The sequence below is a fragment of the Pseudoalteromonas neustonica genome (genome assembly GCF_001653135.1).
Lineage (GTDB): Bacteria > Pseudomonadota > Gammaproteobacteria > Enterobacterales > Alteromonadaceae > Pseudoalteromonas > Pseudoalteromonas neustonica.
On record NZ_BDDS01000019.1, the window covers coordinates 41,801 to 59,381 of the forward strand.

Annotated in this window: 19 protein-coding genes; 14 read left to right on the forward strand and 5 right to left on the reverse strand. The window is 39.2% G+C overall.

The annotated features are described in order from the left end of the window. The first annotated feature begins 16 nt into the window (after positions 1-16). From A7967_RS18350 to A7967_RS18385, 8 genes are all read left to right on the forward strand, one after another. A complete protein-coding gene (locus A7967_RS18350) occupies positions 17-844 on the forward strand; it encodes a tetratricopeptide repeat protein (protein WP_054206457.1) in 828 nt (275 codons plus the stop codon). Between the two features lie 15 nt (positions 845-859). After that, positions 860-2,113, forward strand: a complete 1,254-nt coding sequence (locus tag A7967_RS18355) for a DUF819 family protein (RefSeq protein WP_054206456.1) — start codon at positions 860-862, stop codon at positions 2,111-2,113. Between the two features lie 9 nt (positions 2,114-2,122). Continuing rightward, entirely contained in the window at positions 2,123-2,977 is an 855-nt protein-coding gene (kdsA, locus tag A7967_RS18360; protein ID WP_054206455.1) for a 3-deoxy-8-phosphooctulonate synthase, read from the forward strand. 121 nt (positions 2,978-3,098) lie between these two features. Then, a complete protein-coding gene (locus A7967_RS18365; RefSeq protein ID WP_054206454.1) occupies positions 3,099-3,995 on the forward strand; it encodes a transcriptional regulator GcvA in 897 nt (298 codons plus the stop codon). A gap of 1 nt (position 3,996) precedes the next feature. After that, a complete protein-coding gene (locus A7967_RS18370; RefSeq protein ID WP_054206453.1) occupies positions 3,997-4,632 on the forward strand; it encodes an alpha/beta family hydrolase in 636 nt (211 codons plus the stop codon). 33 nt (positions 4,633-4,665) lie between these two features. Further along, complete coding sequence (locus A7967_RS18375) at positions 4,666-5,034, forward strand: DUF423 domain-containing protein (protein WP_054206452.1); 369 nt, start codon at positions 4,666-4,668, stop codon at positions 5,032-5,034. Positions 5,035-5,098: 64 nt separating this feature from the next. Then, complete coding sequence (rlmM, locus tag A7967_RS18380) at positions 5,099-6,184, forward strand: 23S rRNA (cytidine(2498)-2'-O)-methyltransferase RlmM (RefSeq protein WP_054206451.1); 1,086 nt, start codon at positions 5,099-5,101, stop codon at positions 6,182-6,184. A 280-nt stretch (positions 6,185-6,464) separates the two neighbouring features. Continuing rightward, complete coding sequence (locus tag A7967_RS18385; protein ID WP_054206450.1) at positions 6,465-6,818, forward strand: YkgJ family cysteine cluster protein; 354 nt, start codon at positions 6,465-6,467, stop codon at positions 6,816-6,818. Between the two features lie 44 nt (positions 6,819-6,862). Here the strand turns inward: A7967_RS18385 and cysZ are convergent, their stop codons facing one another. Next, entirely contained in the window at positions 6,863-7,570 is a 708-nt protein-coding gene (cysZ, locus tag A7967_RS18390; protein ID WP_211842031.1) for a sulfate transporter CysZ, read from the reverse strand. Between the two features lie 244 nt (positions 7,571-7,814). Between cysZ and A7967_RS18395 the strand changes: the two genes are divergently transcribed. Both A7967_RS18395 and A7967_RS18400 read left to right on the forward strand, forming a co-directional pair. Further along, positions 7,815-8,048: a hypothetical protein gene (locus A7967_RS18395; RefSeq protein ID WP_099459000.1), complete on the forward strand. Its 234-nt coding sequence runs from the start codon at positions 7,815-7,817 to the stop codon at positions 8,046-8,048. 75 nt (positions 8,049-8,123) lie between these two features. Then, complete coding sequence (locus tag A7967_RS18400; protein ID WP_082379070.1) at positions 8,124-8,753, forward strand: sulfotransferase; 630 nt, start codon at positions 8,124-8,126, stop codon at positions 8,751-8,753. Between the two features lie 6 nt (positions 8,754-8,759). Here A7967_RS18400 and A7967_RS18405 read toward each other — a convergent pair whose 3' ends face one another. After that, positions 8,760-10,160 carry a hypothetical protein gene (locus A7967_RS18405; protein WP_054206447.1) on the reverse strand — a complete coding sequence of 467 codons (1,401 nt, stop codon included), beginning with the start codon at positions 10,158-10,160 and terminating at the stop codon, positions 8,760-8,762. A 253-nt stretch (positions 10,161-10,413) separates the two neighbouring features. Here A7967_RS18405 and A7967_RS18410 point away from each other — a divergent pair, with 253 nt between their 5' ends. From A7967_RS18410 to A7967_RS18425, 4 genes are all read left to right on the forward strand, one after another. After that, on the forward strand, positions 10,414-10,881 hold the full coding sequence (locus A7967_RS18410) for a GNAT family N-acetyltransferase (protein WP_054206446.1): 468 nt from the start codon (positions 10,414-10,416) through the stop codon (positions 10,879-10,881). A 621-nt stretch (positions 10,882-11,502) separates the two neighbouring features. Further along, on the forward strand, positions 11,503-13,419 hold the full coding sequence (gene speA / locus A7967_RS18415) for a biosynthetic arginine decarboxylase (protein ID WP_054206445.1): 1,917 nt from the start codon (positions 11,503-11,505) through the stop codon (positions 13,417-13,419). Position 13,420: 1 nt separating this feature from the next. Beyond that, a complete protein-coding gene (speB, locus tag A7967_RS18420) occupies positions 13,421-14,344 on the forward strand; it encodes an agmatinase (protein WP_054206444.1) in 924 nt (307 codons plus the stop codon). A 153-nt stretch (positions 14,345-14,497) separates the two neighbouring features. Further along, entirely contained in the window at positions 14,498-14,869 is a 372-nt protein-coding gene (locus A7967_RS18425) for a hypothetical protein (RefSeq protein ID WP_054206443.1), read from the forward strand. Between the two features lie 104 nt (positions 14,870-14,973). Here the strand turns inward: A7967_RS18425 and A7967_RS18430 are convergent, their stop codons facing one another. The 3 genes from A7967_RS18430 to A7967_RS18440 are packed head-to-tail and all read right to left on the reverse strand — an operon-like array spanning position 14,974 to position 17,389. Further along, entirely contained in the window at positions 14,974-15,267 is a 294-nt protein-coding gene (locus A7967_RS18430; protein WP_054206442.1) for a hypothetical protein, read from the reverse strand. Continuing rightward, positions 15,264-16,301, reverse strand: a complete 1,038-nt coding sequence (locus A7967_RS18435; RefSeq protein WP_054206441.1) for a M48 family metallopeptidase — start codon at positions 16,299-16,301, stop codon at positions 15,264-15,266. The genes A7967_RS18430 and A7967_RS18435 overlap by 4 nt, the downstream gene beginning before the upstream one ends. Further along, the gene (locus A7967_RS18440) at positions 16,301-17,389 is read right to left on the reverse strand and encodes a YjgN family protein (RefSeq protein ID WP_054206440.1); all 1,089 of its coding nucleotides are present in this window, start codon (positions 17,387-17,389) and stop codon (positions 16,301-16,303) included. Before A7967_RS18440 ends, A7967_RS18435 begins: the two co-directional genes overlap by 1 nt. Between the last annotated feature and the right edge of the window lie 192 nt (positions 17,390-17,581).

Here is a 17,581-nt window from a genome sequence, read left to right on the forward strand (position 1 = left end):
AGATGTTGCAGTATTAATGACCACCCCTTGGTTTGAAGATCAAAATGAGTCCTATCAAGATGAGGCTTTTGACACATTCGTTCCCCAAGCGTTGTATCGTTGTATCAGCGCTGAAGCAAAGTGGGACCCTCAAGCAGATCTAAGCGATAGCTTTGCTACATTGAGCGATTTTGAAAGTCAGGTAACTGAGCTATGCCAGCAACATATTGATACTCACGAGCGCTTTGACGCATTAGTTGATATGTTTTTCACGCAGTGGCTATTTAGTGTCTCAAGTCTAAAAGTACCAGAATACACTCTGAATAGTTTTAGCTATATGCTCAGTATGCGCAGTGGTTCAGAAACGACGTTGGCAATATTATTATGTCATTTACTCAATCATGCTGATTTTGATGCTAATGTGACTATTAACAATAGTGAAGTAAACGTACATATTGCAATCAGTGATGAGGAAGGGTATTTACTCGAACCCAGTACTGGTCAGCAAAGCTGGTATATCATTCCTGAAAACGCCAGTGAAGAAAATGGTGACGAACAAGAACCGTTAGAGCTTATTTTTGATGAAGATGTTTATAAACTTTATTTAGCGCAACAAAAATGGGCATTTATCAGCGGTAATAAATTTGGTCATGCTTTGAACTGCGTCGAAATGCTCATGGAACTCATTGGTGATGATCCATATGAAAGACGTGATCGAGGTTATTTATTAAACCAGCTAGATTGCCCGCAAATGGCGCGTGACGACTTACAATTTTTTATTGATGAATGTCCAGATGATCCAGCAATAGAAATAATTCAGCACCAATTAGAAGAACTCGAAGATAATAATAAAACGCACCATTAATTTTAAGGAATTCCAATGGTTGATACTAATACCGCATTAATTACCAACGATGCCGTTGTATTTGGTTTGTTGGCTGTAATATTAGGTTTTATTTTTAAAACATCTCATAGTGAGCACAGTGCACTAAAAAAGTTTTACAAATATGTCCCCGCATTACTCCTTTGCTATTTTTTACCGTCACTGCTTAATACATTTGGTATTGTCGATGGCAGCGCCTCTAATGTTTATTATGTGGCGTCGCGCTATTTACTACCAGCGTGTTTAATTTTACTGACAATCAGCATTGATTTACGTGCCATTATTAATCTTGGCCCCAAAGCACTCATTATGTTTTTGACGGGGACAGTGGGTATTGTAATTGGTGGCCCTTTAGCTATTTTGATCATGAGTGCGGTGTATCCAGAAGCTGTCGGCGGTCATGGCCCTGATGCCGTATGGCGCGGAATGACAACAATCGCAGGTAGTTGGATTGGCGGTGGTGCAAATCAGGCGTCTATGAAAGAAATGTTTGAAGTCGGCGGTGATATTTTCTCTGCAATGGTAACCGTTGATGTGATTGTCGCTAATTTGTGGATGGCTGTGTTGTTATTAATGGCCGCCAATCATAAAGCGATTGATGCAAAAACGGGCGCAGATACCAGTGCAATCGAAGACTTAAAAAATCGTGTTGAAAAATACCAAGCTGAGCATGCGCGCACACCCACGTTAAACGATTATATGATGATAATCGCAATCGCCTTTGGTATTACAGGCCTTGCGCATTTTTGCGCTGACTTTTTAGGGCCTTTCTTTGGGGCTAATTTCCCATGGGCGCAAGAGTACAGCTTAAACAGCAAGTTTTTTTGGTTAATCGTTATTTCTACCACGATCGGCATTAGCCTGTCATTTACCAAAGTGCGACATATTGAAGCGTTTGGCGCGTCGAAGGTTGCGTCAAGTTTCTTGTATATCTTAGTGGCATCGATTGGCTTACATATGAATATAACGGCTATTTTTGAGTCGCCTATGTATTTTGTAATTGGTTTAATCTGGATGTTAACGCACGCTAGTTTAATGCTAATTGTGGCTAAAATTATAAAAGCGCCGCTATTTTATATGGCCGTTGGTTCTCAGGCTAACGTCGGCGGCGCCGCATCTGCCCCTGTTGTGGCATCTGCTTTTCACCCATCGCTTGCGCCCGTTGGTGTGCTATTGGCGGTTATGGGCTACGGAGTAGGTACGTACATGGCGTATATTTGTGGATTAATGATGCAAGCAGTTGCACCTTAAGGAATAATAATGAATAACCATTTGATTAAAATTAGTAATATTGAACTGGCCAATGATAAACCGTTTGTGTTGTTCGGTGGCATGAATGTACTTGAGTCTCGCGATCTGGCGATGCGAATTGCTGAGCATTACGTGGAAGTGACCAGCAAGCTTAATATTCCTTATGTATTTAAAGCGTCATTTGATAAAGCAAACCGATCATCAATAAATTCATACCGTGGACCAGGTATGGAAGAAGGGTTGAGAATTTTTGAAGAGATCAAAAAAACGTTTAATGTTCCGCTTATCACAGACGTTCATGAACCTCATCAAGCTGCGCCTGTGGCTGAAGTCGTTGATGTTATCCAACTACCTGCATTTTTAGCACGTCAAACGGATCTCGTTGTAGCAATGGCTAAGACGGGCGCTGTTATTAATGTTAAAAAACCACAGTTTTTAGCTCCACACGAAATGCGCCATATCATTACTAAATTTAATGAAGCGGGTAATAACAACATAGCGTTGTGTGAGCGTGGTTCTAGTTTTGGTTATAATAATCTTGTTGTCGATATGCTAGGTATGGATGACATGAAGCCAATGGCTCCTGTTATTTTTGATGCAACCCATGCATTACAACGCCCTGGTGGACGTGCAGACTCTGCTGATGGACGCCGTGCTCAAGCGGCTGAACTTGCTCGCAGTGGAATGGCGCTCGGACTTGCTGGACTATTTATTGAAGCTCACCCTAATCCAAACGAAGCCAGATGTGACGGCCCATGTGCGTTAGCATTGAGTAAACTTGAAGGCTACTTGAGCCAAATGAAAGCGGTTGATGATTTAATTAAAAGCTTTGCACCACTGGATACCAGTGCAAGCGATTTATAATTAGCGACGTCTATATTTAAAAAGCGACTAAGGTCGCTTTTTTTACGCCTTAAATATACTCTTTCTTAGCATAGGTATATAATTCACCGCATAAGAAAAACTAATTCTAAGCTTGGTTATCATGTCAAGACGGGTACCTCCATTAAACGCACTAAAAGCTTTTGAAGCGGCTGCGCGTCATTTAAGTTTTACAAAAGCAGCAGAAGAGCTTTATGTAACGCAAGCGGCTGTCAGTCATCAAATAAAAACACTTGAAGAACACTTAGGGTTGAAGTTGTTTTTACGTAAAAATCGCTCGTTATTGTTAACCGAAGAAGGGCAAGGTTACTTCCTCGATATTAAAGAAATTTTTACACAGCTTATTGATGCAACCGAAAAGCTATTAGCCCGAGGTGCTAAGGGCTCATTAACGGTAAGTTTAACCCCAAGTTTTGCAATTCAATGGCTTGTGCCACGATTAAGTTTGTTTAATGAGTTACACCCTGAAATCGATGTGCGAATAAAAGCCCAAGATCAAGATGAAAACTCGCTTACCGATGACGTTGATGTTGCTATTTATTATGGTCGTGGTCATTGGAGTGGTGTGCAAACACATAAGCTTCATACTGAATACTTAGTGCCGTTATGCAGCCCCATGTTACTTACGGGTTTAAAACCACTTAACCAGCCGAGTGATTTAGCCAATCACACGTTATTGCATGATACAACGCGAAAAAATTGGAAAACATGGATGAAAACAGCTGGCGTGCGTAATATACAGGTAAACCAAGGTCCTATTTTTAGTCACTCATCGATGGTCTTACAAGCGGCAGTACATGGGCAGGGCGTGGCAATAGGTAACAGCGTATTGGCAAAGCCAGATATTGATGCGGGGCGATTAGTTATCCCTTTTAACCACAGCCTAGAGAGTAAAAATGCTTATTATTTAGTAAGCCGAGAGTCACAATCAGAACTGGGTAAAATTGTCTCCTTTAAACAGTGGATGCTTAGCTTAGTAGAACAAGAGCAAGAATACTAATATGACAATACAATGGTTTAAAAGTACGCAGCAGCCTGCACAGGCACAATTTATATTTGCGCATGGAGCGGGTGCTGGCAGTGACTCCGAGTTTATGCAGCATATGGCGGTATTACTTGGTAAAAAAGGGATTGATGTTGGGTTATTTGATTTTGAATACATGCAAATAGCGAAGCAAACGAATAAGCGCAGGCCACCTGATCGCGCCCCTAAATTACTCGATTATTATGCACATATACTGACCCTAGCGCAGCCAAACTTACCTTTATTTATCGGTGGCAAGTCAATGGGTGGACGGATGGCTTCAATGCTTGCATGCCAAAGCAAAGAGCCAATTCTCGGTGTAGTTGCATTTGGTTACCCATTTCATCCCCCAGGTAAACCTGAAAAGTTACGCATAGATCATTTTGGGGATATTGCATGCCCATTTATAGTACTGCAAGGTGAGCGAGACACCTTTGGCACACGTGAAGAGCTCGCAACACTTGAGCTTGCAAAGCGCCCAGAATTTGTGTGGTTAAATGATGGAGATCATTCTTTAAAGCCGCGTAAGCGTAGCGGTTTCACTGTTGAACAAAACTTAAGTGAAGCGGCAGAAAACGCTGCAAACTTTATGATCAAACTCGCTGTACAGTAAATTTTGGTGTAGTCGTTTTTCTAAGGGGAATACATGATTAAATTATTTTTAATGGCTGGCAGTTTATTTTGTATGTTGTCGGTTGTACTGGGGGCTTTTGCAGCACATGGTTTAAAAAGCCGATTATCAGAGTATGCGCTTGGGGTGTTTAAAACAGCTGCTGATTATCAAATGATGCATGGCTTAGCACTGATAGCCACGGCCATTTTAATTAAATGGGGTCTAAATTTAACCGTTGCTGGTTGGTTTTTTATCGCAGGTACGGTGTTATTCAGTGGTAGTTTGTATTTATTAGCAATAACAGGCTTTAAGTGGCTTGGACCAATTACACCTATTGGTGGCGTGTGTTTTATCATCGCGTGGGCTATTGTTTTAGTGCAAGTTGCACGATTTAAATTTTAATAATGAATAAGCTTAGCTTTGCGTTCTTCAGTTTGGATGAAAAGTAAGCTATTAAAGGGTTTTTATGTCAAGTGTAGTAATTTACTGTCGTAGTGGTTTTGAAAATGATGCCGCTGCTGAAATAACTTTCCATGCCGCAGAGCAAGGTTTTGCAGGGTATGTAAAAGCAAAACCTAACACTGGCTATGTTATTTATGAATGCTTTGATGCATCACACAGTGACGAAATTATTAAAAAAGTCGATTTTAAAAATATGGTGTTTGCTCGCCAATGGTTTGCGGGTACTTTACTTGAAAATATGCCCGTTGAAGATCGCGTCGGTGAGATAGTTAAAGCCGCTATCGATTTTCCTTTATGCTCAGAGCTACGAGTAGAAACGCCAGATACAAATGAAGGCAAAGAGCTTTTAACCTTTTGCAAAAAAATATCAACGCCGCTTAAAAAAGCACTTGAAAAGCAAAATACGGTTTTACGTGAGCCAAAAGCAAATCGCCCAGTAATGCATATCATGTTTTTAACCAACAATACGGCTTATGTTGGTCACTCGTATAGCTATAATAATTCGCCATTTTTTATGGGTATTTTACGTTTACGTATGCCAAGCGATGCGCCGAGTCGTTCAACACTTAAACTTGATGAAGCATTTAATGTGTTTATCCCAGAAAAAGAGCGCGAAAGCCGTGTTCAAGCTGGAATGCGCAGCGTTGATCTTGGCGCGTGTCCAGGTGGTTGGACGTATCAATTAGTTCGCCGCGGTATGTTTGTAAGCGCGATTGATAATGGCCCAATGAACGATGATTTAATGGAAACGGGGCAAGTTAAGCACTTTAGAGCTGATGGTTTTAAATACCGCCCAGAAAAGCGCAATATTCAATGGTTAGTCTGTGACATGGTTGAAAAACCAACTAAAGTTACTAGCCTAATGATTGATTGGGCGGTTAATGCTTATGCAACTGAGCTGATCTTCAACCTAAAGTTACCGATGAAAAAACGCTTTGACAGTGTGTATGAGTGTTTAACCATGATCAGAGAAGAGCTTGCAAAGTATGGTATTAGTTATGAGCTTCAAGCAAAGCACTTATACCACGATCGTGAAGAAGTGACGGTGCACTTAAACGTGACTAAAGTGCCGCAAAACTTATATAGCTAAAAGTTTGTAAATTACAGTGATTAAAAAGCACAGTATTTACTGTGCTTTTTGCTAAGTATCAAAGTGTAATTAATTTATATAGCTAGAGCGGTGATACTTAATATAATTAATTACTTTTATTTATTATTTAACTAATTTTACGCTTTACTTTTAGCTACTATGGCGTAAGTAAGCACTAACGTAACCTTGCAGATTGCTGCGTATAACACGTAATATACGGTTAATAGGGAATGAGTGAAGTTGCTGTATAAGCGCACTGAAAAATAAAGAGTAGATATAGATGTATAAAAATCAAAAAGTCATATTGCGATTGCGGGCTAATATTCCATCATTTAAATGTGTTGAAGGTTGCCATGATTGCTGCGGCCCGGTGACAACATCATCTGAAGAAATGTCGCGGTTACCGGTAAAAACAGATGCAGAACATGAAGCGGCGTTAAATGAATTTAATTGTGTGCATCTTGGTCCAAAGGGCTGCACTGTGTATGACGAGCGCCCATTGATTTGCCGCCTTTTTGGTACTACTCCGCGAATGCCTTGTCCGAACGATCGTGCGCCAGAAGAACCTGTAGATCCTAAGATTGAGCGTGAAGTACATCATTTTATTGCCAATACACGCCAGGTATTAGTATAAAAAGGGGAGTTAATAACAGTGTGTATTGAGCTCCCCATTGAGTATTAGCGATAGTTAGGGCGGTAGTTATCTACCCATAAGCGGGTTGCCCCACAAACAGCAACAGGCATAACGATTAGATTTACCACTGGTATGGCCGTCAGTAACATTACCGCAAAACCAAACCCATACGACAGACCTTGTTTTTGCTTCAGATCTTGCCTCATTTGTTTAAAACAAATTTTATGATTATCAAAAGCATAATCTTTATATTGCACTGCGTACATCCAACAGGTGAACATCACCCAGATTAGCTGCCCAATCACTGGGAGTACCCACAAAAGAATAAAAAAGCCAATTGCGCGGGGTAAAAAGTAACACAGTTTAATCCATTCACGAGAGAGCATACGAGGAACATCTTTTAGTGTATCCATTAAGCCATCATCATTGACTGTTTGGCCAGTAAGGTACAGTTCCACTTTCTCACTGAGTAAACCATTAAAGGGCGCTGCAATAAAATTAGTTATTACTGTAAAGAGCATGCTGTAACTAAATAAAATGACTAATACTGCTATCGGCCACATTAGCCACTCGAGCCAACTTAACCATGTAGGTAATAGGTTATTTAAATATGCAAACCCATCAGTCAGCCAGCCGTATAAAAAAAACAATGAACTACCAAAAAGCACTATATTGATTAACAAAGGAATAAATACAAAGCGCTTTAAGCCTTTTTGCGTGATCAATTTAAAACCCGAAAAAAAATATTCCATACCTTGCGTAAACTGCACGTTAAAACCTCAGATCCTAGCTATATTGGTTTTAGTATAAATTGCTCAGGTATTTTGAACAGCATTTTTAGGTAACAAAGTGTTTAATAATGAGTGCAGTTGAAAATAGGGCTGATCAACTAATTAAATTAAAAATGACTCCGCTCTGCTTTTACTCGACTTGGATTCAGGTATTAAGTAAAAGAGTTATGAGATCGTTTATAGCGCTTAGCAAATGAGAGGTCGATTGGATAAATTTAATATTACGCGTATTGATACGACAATGGGCGTTTTTCGCCTGTCAGGTTTATGGGATTCATTAAAGGCAGAGGTGTTTAGCGTAACGTCAATTGAAATTATGGGTACAGATGGTTGGGTAAAGTTAGATAAAACAAATGATACTGTTATTATGTCAGTAGCTGAACTAGTGCCGATCCTGCAATTGCACTTATCAAATAAGGTAAATGAAAATGATCTTTAAAGCTGATCGTTAATGTCTGTAATTTAGGACGGTTGGGTATATACTAGCGGCCATTTTTATAATGAGTCACTTTTAATGTCTAAGCTATTTATTATTGGCCTACCAAGAACCGGCACGACCAGTATCAGTGTTGCGTTATTAGAAATGGGGCTGTTAGTTGCTCATACTGCGTTTACCAAAAAAGCGTTTGAAGTTGCTGATGCGATATCTGATGCGCCTTGTTTTAGTGACTATATGCACTTAGATAAGTTATTCCCCAATTCTAAATTTGTTTATTTAAGTCGAGATTTAAATAAATGGGTGCCCTCAATATCCATGCTGCTTGAAAAAATGATGCCTCATTTAGAACTGAAAGCAGGGCGATTTAGCCCAGTTTTAAAGCGCAGTTTTCATGATGTTTTTCCTATTAGCGCCCCCCTGAGACAGCCATTAACACAGAGTGTATTAGTTGACTGTTACTTACAGCATCAGCAGGGCGTATTGTCATATTTTAAAGACCGAGATGACTTTTTATCGATAGACGTTAGCGAGCCGGGAAGTTTGCGTGAGTTAAAGGCATTTTTAGGTTTACCGATCGAAGGAGATGCCGACTTCCCTAAGTTAAATGTTGGCCGAAACGTTGCTAACTGGCGTGAGTATAAGCATCCGAATAAAGTGAATTCTAACTTAGCAGGTGTAGAGCATCGTAAATACTTTGATTATTAACCAGCATTAAGTAACCGCAGGCTCTTTAATATAACTCACATCATTTTTTGTTGATGAGTGGGCACTGTTACCACTACTAAAAAAGGTGAGTCTACCCAATAAATCAGGTACTAATCGTTCACTATTATAATCATAAATTTTATTTATTTGTTGTGTGTGAAAGTTCATTTGCATACTCGGTACATTCGTTGTAACCCACTTTTGTACGGAGTCAGAATGAATGAATTGATCAGGTGATTTTTCTTTATCGGCTAAAAGCTTTTCCCATATTTGGTTTTGTATTTGGGCAGGTGATTCTTTTATCTCGTCTAGGGTATCGTTTATCCAGCCCAAGCCTATGTCATTGTATGCTTCTAAAATATTATCATAGAGTATTCGGCGACTTGATGGATCACTAATATTGTCTTGTTGAGCAACATGTTTACCATTACCAATTTGATAATACTGCTTATTTGCTTGGTAATTAGTTTGTTGTGCAAGGTAAGTAAATACATCATTTTGATTATCTTTGTCTACTTCACTCAACATAGCTAACATTTCATCGTTTTGATGTGTTTTTATAAGGCTCATCATATCCATAATACCGCTGCTTTGTTGCAGGTTTGTATCAGCTAAATGGGAATTTAATTGCGTTAGTTGTTCATCACTTTGGTTTTTATTCATCAATAAATTCGCGTAGCTTATTGCTAAATCAGTCTTTGTATTATTGGCTTTATAGCTTGATTTAAACCAATCGATATTTTCGTCGCTGCTTTGCATTACTAATAGCTCATTGCCATTGATGTCATCGCCAATGGGGGACGTTGGTTTTTTATAATCATCGCCTTGTTTAAGTATTGCCGCCATCGTGTTAACGGTACTGCTTAACGCCTCATCAGAGAGCTTACTTAATGATGAAATTAACTGCTCGCTAATATCTTTGTTTTGCATACCAAACCGTAGGCTTGATGTTGTGACTGCAAACTCGGCGAACAGGCTTAATTCTTCATCACTCATCTTTTGCGCTAAATCGAGTAGCTCTTGTGTGGGTTTTATATGTTGAAACATTCTTCGATGCTCGCCGTCGAGCCTGTCTAGTTGATCCAAAAAAGCATTAATATCGTCGGGATCAGTAAACTCGCCATAGCGATAGGTTCGCTCTGTAAATGGCTTATTCATTTCTATAGCACTACTGCTTAGCCCATAAAGGCCCATACCAAAGTAATGAGGGAGATCATCATGATTAAGCTTTCGACCTTTAAATGGGTCATCAACAGCAATAACAGGGGCATTTTCTATCGTGTTTAGTTCTTTGTTTACAGGTGAAGAGGTAAAGACCTCAATAGCGGCTTTAAATTTATCCCCAAGGTGGGGTTTTATCGGTTGCGTAAATAGACGCTGAGCTTGGGGTAGGCTTGGTATTTTCACTGTTGCTCCTTAACATTGCCAATGCACTTGTTTATATATCGACCTGTAATGACAGATCTTTAGGCTAAACAGAGCAAAGTGAGTGGTAGTACACAAATAAAGAGTGAATTTTAAAAATATTTTTACCTGTAAAATAGTGGCTGATACGCATATAAAAGTTTAAATACATTAAAAATAGGCTAAACGCGGTTGTTCATTTGTTACAATTCGGTATAGTTTGCCAACAAATTATTAATATAAATTGAGATGTTCTATGCAGTTAGTTGATTTAAAACCAAATGACCAGGATGTGATTAATGTTTTTGCTGATATCGACCGACTAATGAACACTTTGTACCCCATTGCAACTGCTCAGTCCCTTACGGTAAATGATTTAAATAAACCCAATGTTTATGCCATTGGATTAAAAAACGAGGACGGGATAGTAGCGTGTGGTGCCATTGTAAAACAATTTGACGATAAGGTTTATGGTGAAATTAGACGCTTATATGTTAAACCAAGTTATCGTGGAAAGGGTTTATCTCGTCGTATTATGCAAATTTTATTGCATCATGCAGGAGAAGAAGAAATTCCATTGATCAGATTAGAAACAGGCCCTAAACAAGCTGAGTCAATCAGCTTGTATGAAAATCTAGGGTTTCAACGCTGTTTAAGCTTTGGTAAATATAAAGATAATCCACAAAGTTTATTTATGGAATTAGGGCTTAGTCAACCTTCCTAAAATATGAAATTGTTATTAAGATAACTTAATAACAAAGACGATCTATCTACCCTATTATAGGTCGTCTCGACAAGATGCAGTGAAAACGTTTCATAAGTCTGACATTGATTTTATCTGTAAAACTACAAAAATTTACCCAAGCCACCTCAAAATGCAGGATTCAGCGTTCCACAGGGGCTTAATATCAAGGCGTTACTTCGCAATAACGGTCCCTTTTAAGAAGTAACAACGCAGAGAGTAAGTGCCTGTGAAACGCCCAACGGGTTGGTTTAAAAGCGATTTATACTGCGTTATTGATTTTGATAAGGAAATAACCATTACCTGCAATCCATGCCTTGCCTAAATCGCTTTTAATTCCAACTGAAACTCGTATCTTGAGGTGGTTTGGGTACTTCCTGCAAATACCGAATATCACCACGCTACCGATGAGTAAAACACCGCATTATTAATGATTTTTAGCTCATAATTATCGTCTTGTATGCCATGTTGCTCGACCTAAAATTATTGATATTAAAATTTATTCGTTACGAGTAAAAATACTTGTTGGACTTAGGGGCTTATTTTTCTTTTAATGCGCGCAATTAGCCGATACGGCACTCATTAAATAAAAGAGAAAGATAAATGAAAGAGACAACATCATCACTAGAACAAGCTCGTACGAGTTACAATGTTCGTCATTGGAGCCAAGGTTTTTTTGGTATTAATGATCAAGGTGATGTGTATGTTGCGCCAAAGGCTGATGCCCCAGAGCAAACCATCGCACTTATAGATATCGCTAAACAACTTGAAGATAAAGGCTTGAGCTTACCTGCTTTGGTACGTTTTCCGCAAATATTGCATCATCGCGTTCACAGTTTATGTGCTGCATTTAATACCGCAATAGAAAGCTATGGGTATCCAAAAGACTATTTATTAGTCTACCCAATTAAAGTAAATCAACAGCGTGAAGTTGTAGAAGAGATAGTTGCCAGCCAAGCTAATATAGAAAAGAAACAGCTTGGCTTAGAAGCTGGTAGTAAACCTGAGTTATTGACCGTATTAGCATTAGCTGAAAAAACCAGTGCAGTGATTGTCTGTAATGGCTATAAAGATAAAGAATATGTGCGCTTAGCACTTATTGGCGAAAAGCTAGGTCATAAAGTGTATATCGTGCTTGAGAAACTCTCTGAGCTGGATATGGTGCTTAGCCAAGCTAAAGAGCTAAACGTAAAACCGCGTATTGGTATACGTGTGCGTTTAGCATCACAAGGTAAAGGTAAATGGCAAGCGAGTGGCGGCGAAAAGTCAAAATTTGGTTTATCAGCGTCACAAGTATTACATGTAGTAAATCGTTTAAAAGAAACCGATCAACTTGACTTAATTGAGTTGGTGCATTTTCACTTAGGCTCGCAAATGGCTAATATTCGCGATGTCCGTCTAGGTGTAAGCGAAGCTGCGCGCTTTTACTGTGAGTTACGTAAATTAGGTGCACAAATTGATTGTCTTGACGTAGGCGGCGGTTTAGCGGTTGATTATGATGGCACACGCAGCCAATCACATAACTCAATGAATTACAGCTTGGCAGAATACGCAAATAATATTGTTTACACCATTGGTGATATTTGTAAGCAATACGAGCAGCCATTCCCGACGATTATTTCAGAGTCAGGGCGTGCGTTAACTGCGCATCATGCAGTGCTTATTTCAAATGTTATTGGTACAGAAAGCTACGTGCCTGAAGATATTCAAGCACCGGCAGAAGATGCACCAATCCTTTTGAAAAATATGTGGATGTCGTGGCAGCAACTTCATGTATTAACGGATGACCGTGCATTAATTGAAATTTATCATGACAGCCAAGGTGACTTAGCTGAAGCGCATAACCAGTTTGCAATGGGCCTAGTCGATTTAACGCAACGCGCATGGGCTGAGCAAATAAATTTACGTGTATGTTATGAACTTAATAAACACATGGATAACAAAAATCGTTTTCATCGCCCGATTATTGATGAACTAAATGCTCGTTTAGCGGATAAATTTTTTGTTAATTTCTCTTTGTTTCAGTCATTGCCTGATGCATGGGGTATTGATCAAGTGTTTCCGGTATTGCCATTAAGCGGCTTAACAGAGGCGCCTAAAAAGCGTGCTGTATTGTTAGATATTACGTGTGATTCAGACGGCGCGCTTGATCATTATGTTGATGGCCAAGGTATTGAAAGTACGTTACCAGTGCCTGAATTTAGTGCTGACACACCTTATTTGATGGGCTTTTTCTTAGTGGGTGCGTACCAAGAAATTTTAGGTGACATGCATAACCTGTTTGGCGACACTCACAGCGCTATGGTGCACATGGACGAGCAAGGTGAGGCAAGTATTGTAGAAATAAACCAAGGTGACACGGTAGCCGACATGATGCGTTATGTTCACCTTGATGTAGAAGGTTTTCAATCTTCATATGCACAGCTGGTGGCTGCAAAATTACCACAGGCTGAGCAACAAAGCGTGCTTGATGAATTACAAGCGGGTTTAGACGGTTATACTTATTTAGAAGAGCTTTAATATGACCACTTTGTTTGATCACCCTGATCACTCATTGTATTCCAATGGCATGACGTTTTTACGTCAGCCAATGGTACAAAATATCACAGACATTAATGCTGATGTTGTCGTACTGGGATTGCCATTTGATATGGCAACCTCAGGGCGCCCGGGCGCTCGTTTAGGCCCAGATGCTATTCGCAGAGCATCAGTACATTTAGCATGGGAAGAGACTAAATACCCATGGACGTTCAAGTTGTTTGAACGTTTAAAGTTAGCGGATGCTGGTGATTTTACGTACCCAGTCGGCGATGCTGAATACTTTACTGCAAAGCTTGAACAGGCAGCTGCGGGCATTTTAAACCAAGGTAATGCTATTTTAGGTCTAGGTGGCGATCATTTTGTTACCTTACCGTTATTACGAGCGCACGCTAAACGCTTTGGTAAAATGGCGCTAGTACATTTTGATGCTCATACAGACACTTATAGTAATGGTTCACGCTATGACCACGGTACCATGTTTTATCATGCACCGATGGAAGGACTGATTGATGTTGATCATAGTATTCAAATTGGTATACGTACTGATTTTGATCAAAGTAAACATGAGTTTGCCGTGATTGATGCCATGGCGGCTAATGATTTATCAGCGCAAAGCATTGCTGAGCAAATTTTAGCGCGCGTGGGTGATTTACCTGTGTATATCACCTTTGATATAGATTGTTTAGATCCCGCGTTTGCCCCAGGTACTGGTACGCCTGTGTGTGGCGGTTTAACCAGCGACAAAGTGCTTAAAATATTACGTGCGCTTAAGGGCATTAATATAATTGGTATGGACGTGGTTGAAGTATCTCCCTCGTACGATCAAAGTGAATTAACAGCAATCGCTGCAGCAACCATTGCCAGTGAATTATTGCACTTATGGACGTTAAAGCATAAGTACTGATATTTTCATGGAAAATAAAAAGCGCCATCTAGGCGCTTTTTTGTCATTTATTTTTTTGTCTTCTTTTTAGTTATTTTTGTTGATTTTTTGTTGTTAAATGTTAATTTATTGTTTGCTCTATTGGTGAGCAATAATGATAATTAAGGAAGATATATGAAAACGATACTTAGAATATTATTACTTTCTGGCGCTGCACTAACTACAAATTCAGTTTTTGCAACTGACTTAGTGTGTGATGTTTACCCTAAAGGTAGTAATGGGTATAGTAGTAATGGAACAGCACGATGTGATGCATTCGACTTTAGTTTTGGAAATAGTACAACAGGTAAGTTTTACCTACAGAATATCTCAAAACCGATCAATCAAGTAATTTGGCAAGGTGACGCATCTTGTTCAGGTGGAACATCATGTACTGTTAATGTAAGAGCTTATCGATCAACTAGCGCTTCAGCTCTGATTTTATATAAAGATGGTACATATGAGACTACAAATATTGCACGTATGAGTTATGAAACAGGCCATTAATAGTATTAAGTGATGCTCAGATAAGAAGCACCAATTATCATTGGTGCTTCTATATGTTTAAATTCATTTATATATTCGTAGTAGTGTTTATTTATGAAATGGTGTTATGAAAATTTCATATTATGCTTTTTCGCATAAACTAAGCATACGGGGATCTCAATAACTACATAGGTTAAAAAGGTAAACCAAAACCAGTTAACCTTGAATGCTAACCAACTAAATTCAATACCAGAATTATAATAAAGACTGCCGGCAATCATTAAGGTTATGCCCGTTGCAATTAAGTCTTGCATTGATACTTTTTTAAAGTCATTCCCAGCAAAGCGTGGATAAATAAAACCATATCCTAGGCTGATGACCGTGACAGCTAAGATCAGTAAAGTGAGCTCAGGGGTCATGGTTTATATTGCCTTGCATGCTCAATTCGTTCTTGGCTGCTTGGGTGGGTTGATAAATACTTCAACCAATTATCTTCAAGTTCAGCATGTTGTTCTTCTAAGCTTTGTTGTAATGCTTCAATAGCATCTGCAAAATCGTGATTGGAATAGCCCAATTTAACCAGCTTTTCAATTGCATAATTATCGGCTTCTCTTTCCATATCGCGTGAAAATGCTTGTTGCAAAAATGAAGAACCAGAGCCAAGTACTACTTCTGTAATACCTTCCAAGTCACCAAAAATTACAGCCAAGACAACGGTACTTGCAACAGCTTGCGCAGATAGGCGCACACCATGATGATGCTCAACATGGCCAATTTCATGTAATAAAATAGCGCGTAGTGCATCGGGTTTATCTGCCAGTAACGTAACGAGCTCATCAGTAACAACTACTCGGCCATGTGGTAGGGCAAATGCATTCGCTGCAAGATAATCAGATTGATAAAATGACAGCCTGAACTTTGTGTTGTCCAATTCGAGTGCTGTGAGCATTTGGGCCCATTTACTTTGTAAATCAGCTTGTTGATCTATTGAAAGTTGAGTTGGCTCTAGCGCTATTTTTTCAATCACAGCAAGGCTTTGCTCGCCCATACTTTCAACCACCGCAGGAGATGCTACATTAACGCTGTATACGGCAATTGCAGGGATCCCTCTATAGAGAATAAGCCAAAGCAATAAAGGTGCGACAACAACGCTGAGCAAAATAAGGAGTTTATTTTTCTCTAAACGCTCACTGATTGAATATACTTTATTGCCAAACGGCCAACGAAAATCCACATCATCAGGAATAAAGCGCCCGCCATTACAAAAACTAAGTTGTGCGGCTACCCCCGGGATCGGGCTTTCTAATATGCAATCTATGGTTGATGCGCTATGGATTAAGTCATTATTTTGATTAAGCAGTTGCACTTGCTCATTATTGACTTGAGCCGTGCAATATTGATGCTGGCTGCTATTGGGGAAGTAATAGCAGCCTGTTACATGAAGTGCTTTCATCAAGTGAGTGAAATATCGATGTCAAACACATTTGCGGCTTCTTCAGCAAATGATGATTGCTGTTCTTGTACAGTATCCATAAGCGTAAGCGCGCCTGTATAAATAGTGACCTCTGTGGCAGCGGCAAGTAAATGTGCTTTACGTATTTTTGTCCACGGGTAAGCAAGACCTAAAGTGAAAATAATTGCCACTGCATTAGTAAATAAAAGGAAACCGTAAGCTGCGGGTTTAAGGTCTGACTTGAAACTGGCTATGTCTTCAAACTCGCTACTATTCAAAATATGGTTACGAATAATAGATTGATAAATTCCGCTAACTAACGTGAGCATCCCAATATACATTACAGCCATTAGCACAGGGAAAAGTAAAGTGGAAAAATTCAAGCTGTTGGTATCTAAACCATTAAAACTCATCGCTACACCTGCAATCCCAGCGAAAATAGCAAAGCCAATTAAACCAGCAAAGGTAACACCGATGGTAATCAATGCAGCCATATAATAAGTTTCGCCTTTAAGATTTACAGATAATGGTTTGCCACCATAGCTGATATTCTCATGTATGTATTGATCAATGCGCTTTAATGCATAAGGCATTAATAAGTACAGTGTGAATACACTTGCAATAGGGAGTAATACAAAGTTAATTAAGGCATCGCCGTAGTTACCAGAAAACGCAAAGCGTACATTACGATGGCGCGTCATACGCATATTAAAGCGCAGGCCTTGATTGATTATCCATGGCATTAAAAACAAAAAACCGAGTGCAAATAATAACCCGATGACAGGCAAAAATTGTACGACTAAGCTATAAATAATAAAAACTATTACTGCTAAAATACGGCCTTTGAGTATTTGCATAGGTGTTGCTAAATAATCAAAGCTATGGTTATCGACATGTGTGTTGCCATAAAAGTAACGATAAGTACGTACTTTTGCCCAAGCAGAGTAAATACCAAGGGTTAAAATACTTAACATAATATTAACGATCCAAATGCCAAAAAACTCTCCGGCTTTACCGTTAAATTGTATTTTTCCTTTGAAAAGAATGTTATCAGTTGATGGTGGTGTAGTCTGTATTGTGGGTTCCATATGAAATTCCATTTTCCTAAATTAGACTGGAATTTACTAAATTCCGCCATATTAAGCAATAAAAAACACGACACAGTCATCCCATGTTCATATTAAATATAGATGTTTATAAAGGTGTTTTAATGTTTTTCTGTTTTTTTCAAGTTCAGGATTTAGGATTAAATCTGCTATACTCTGGCCATCATTTTATGG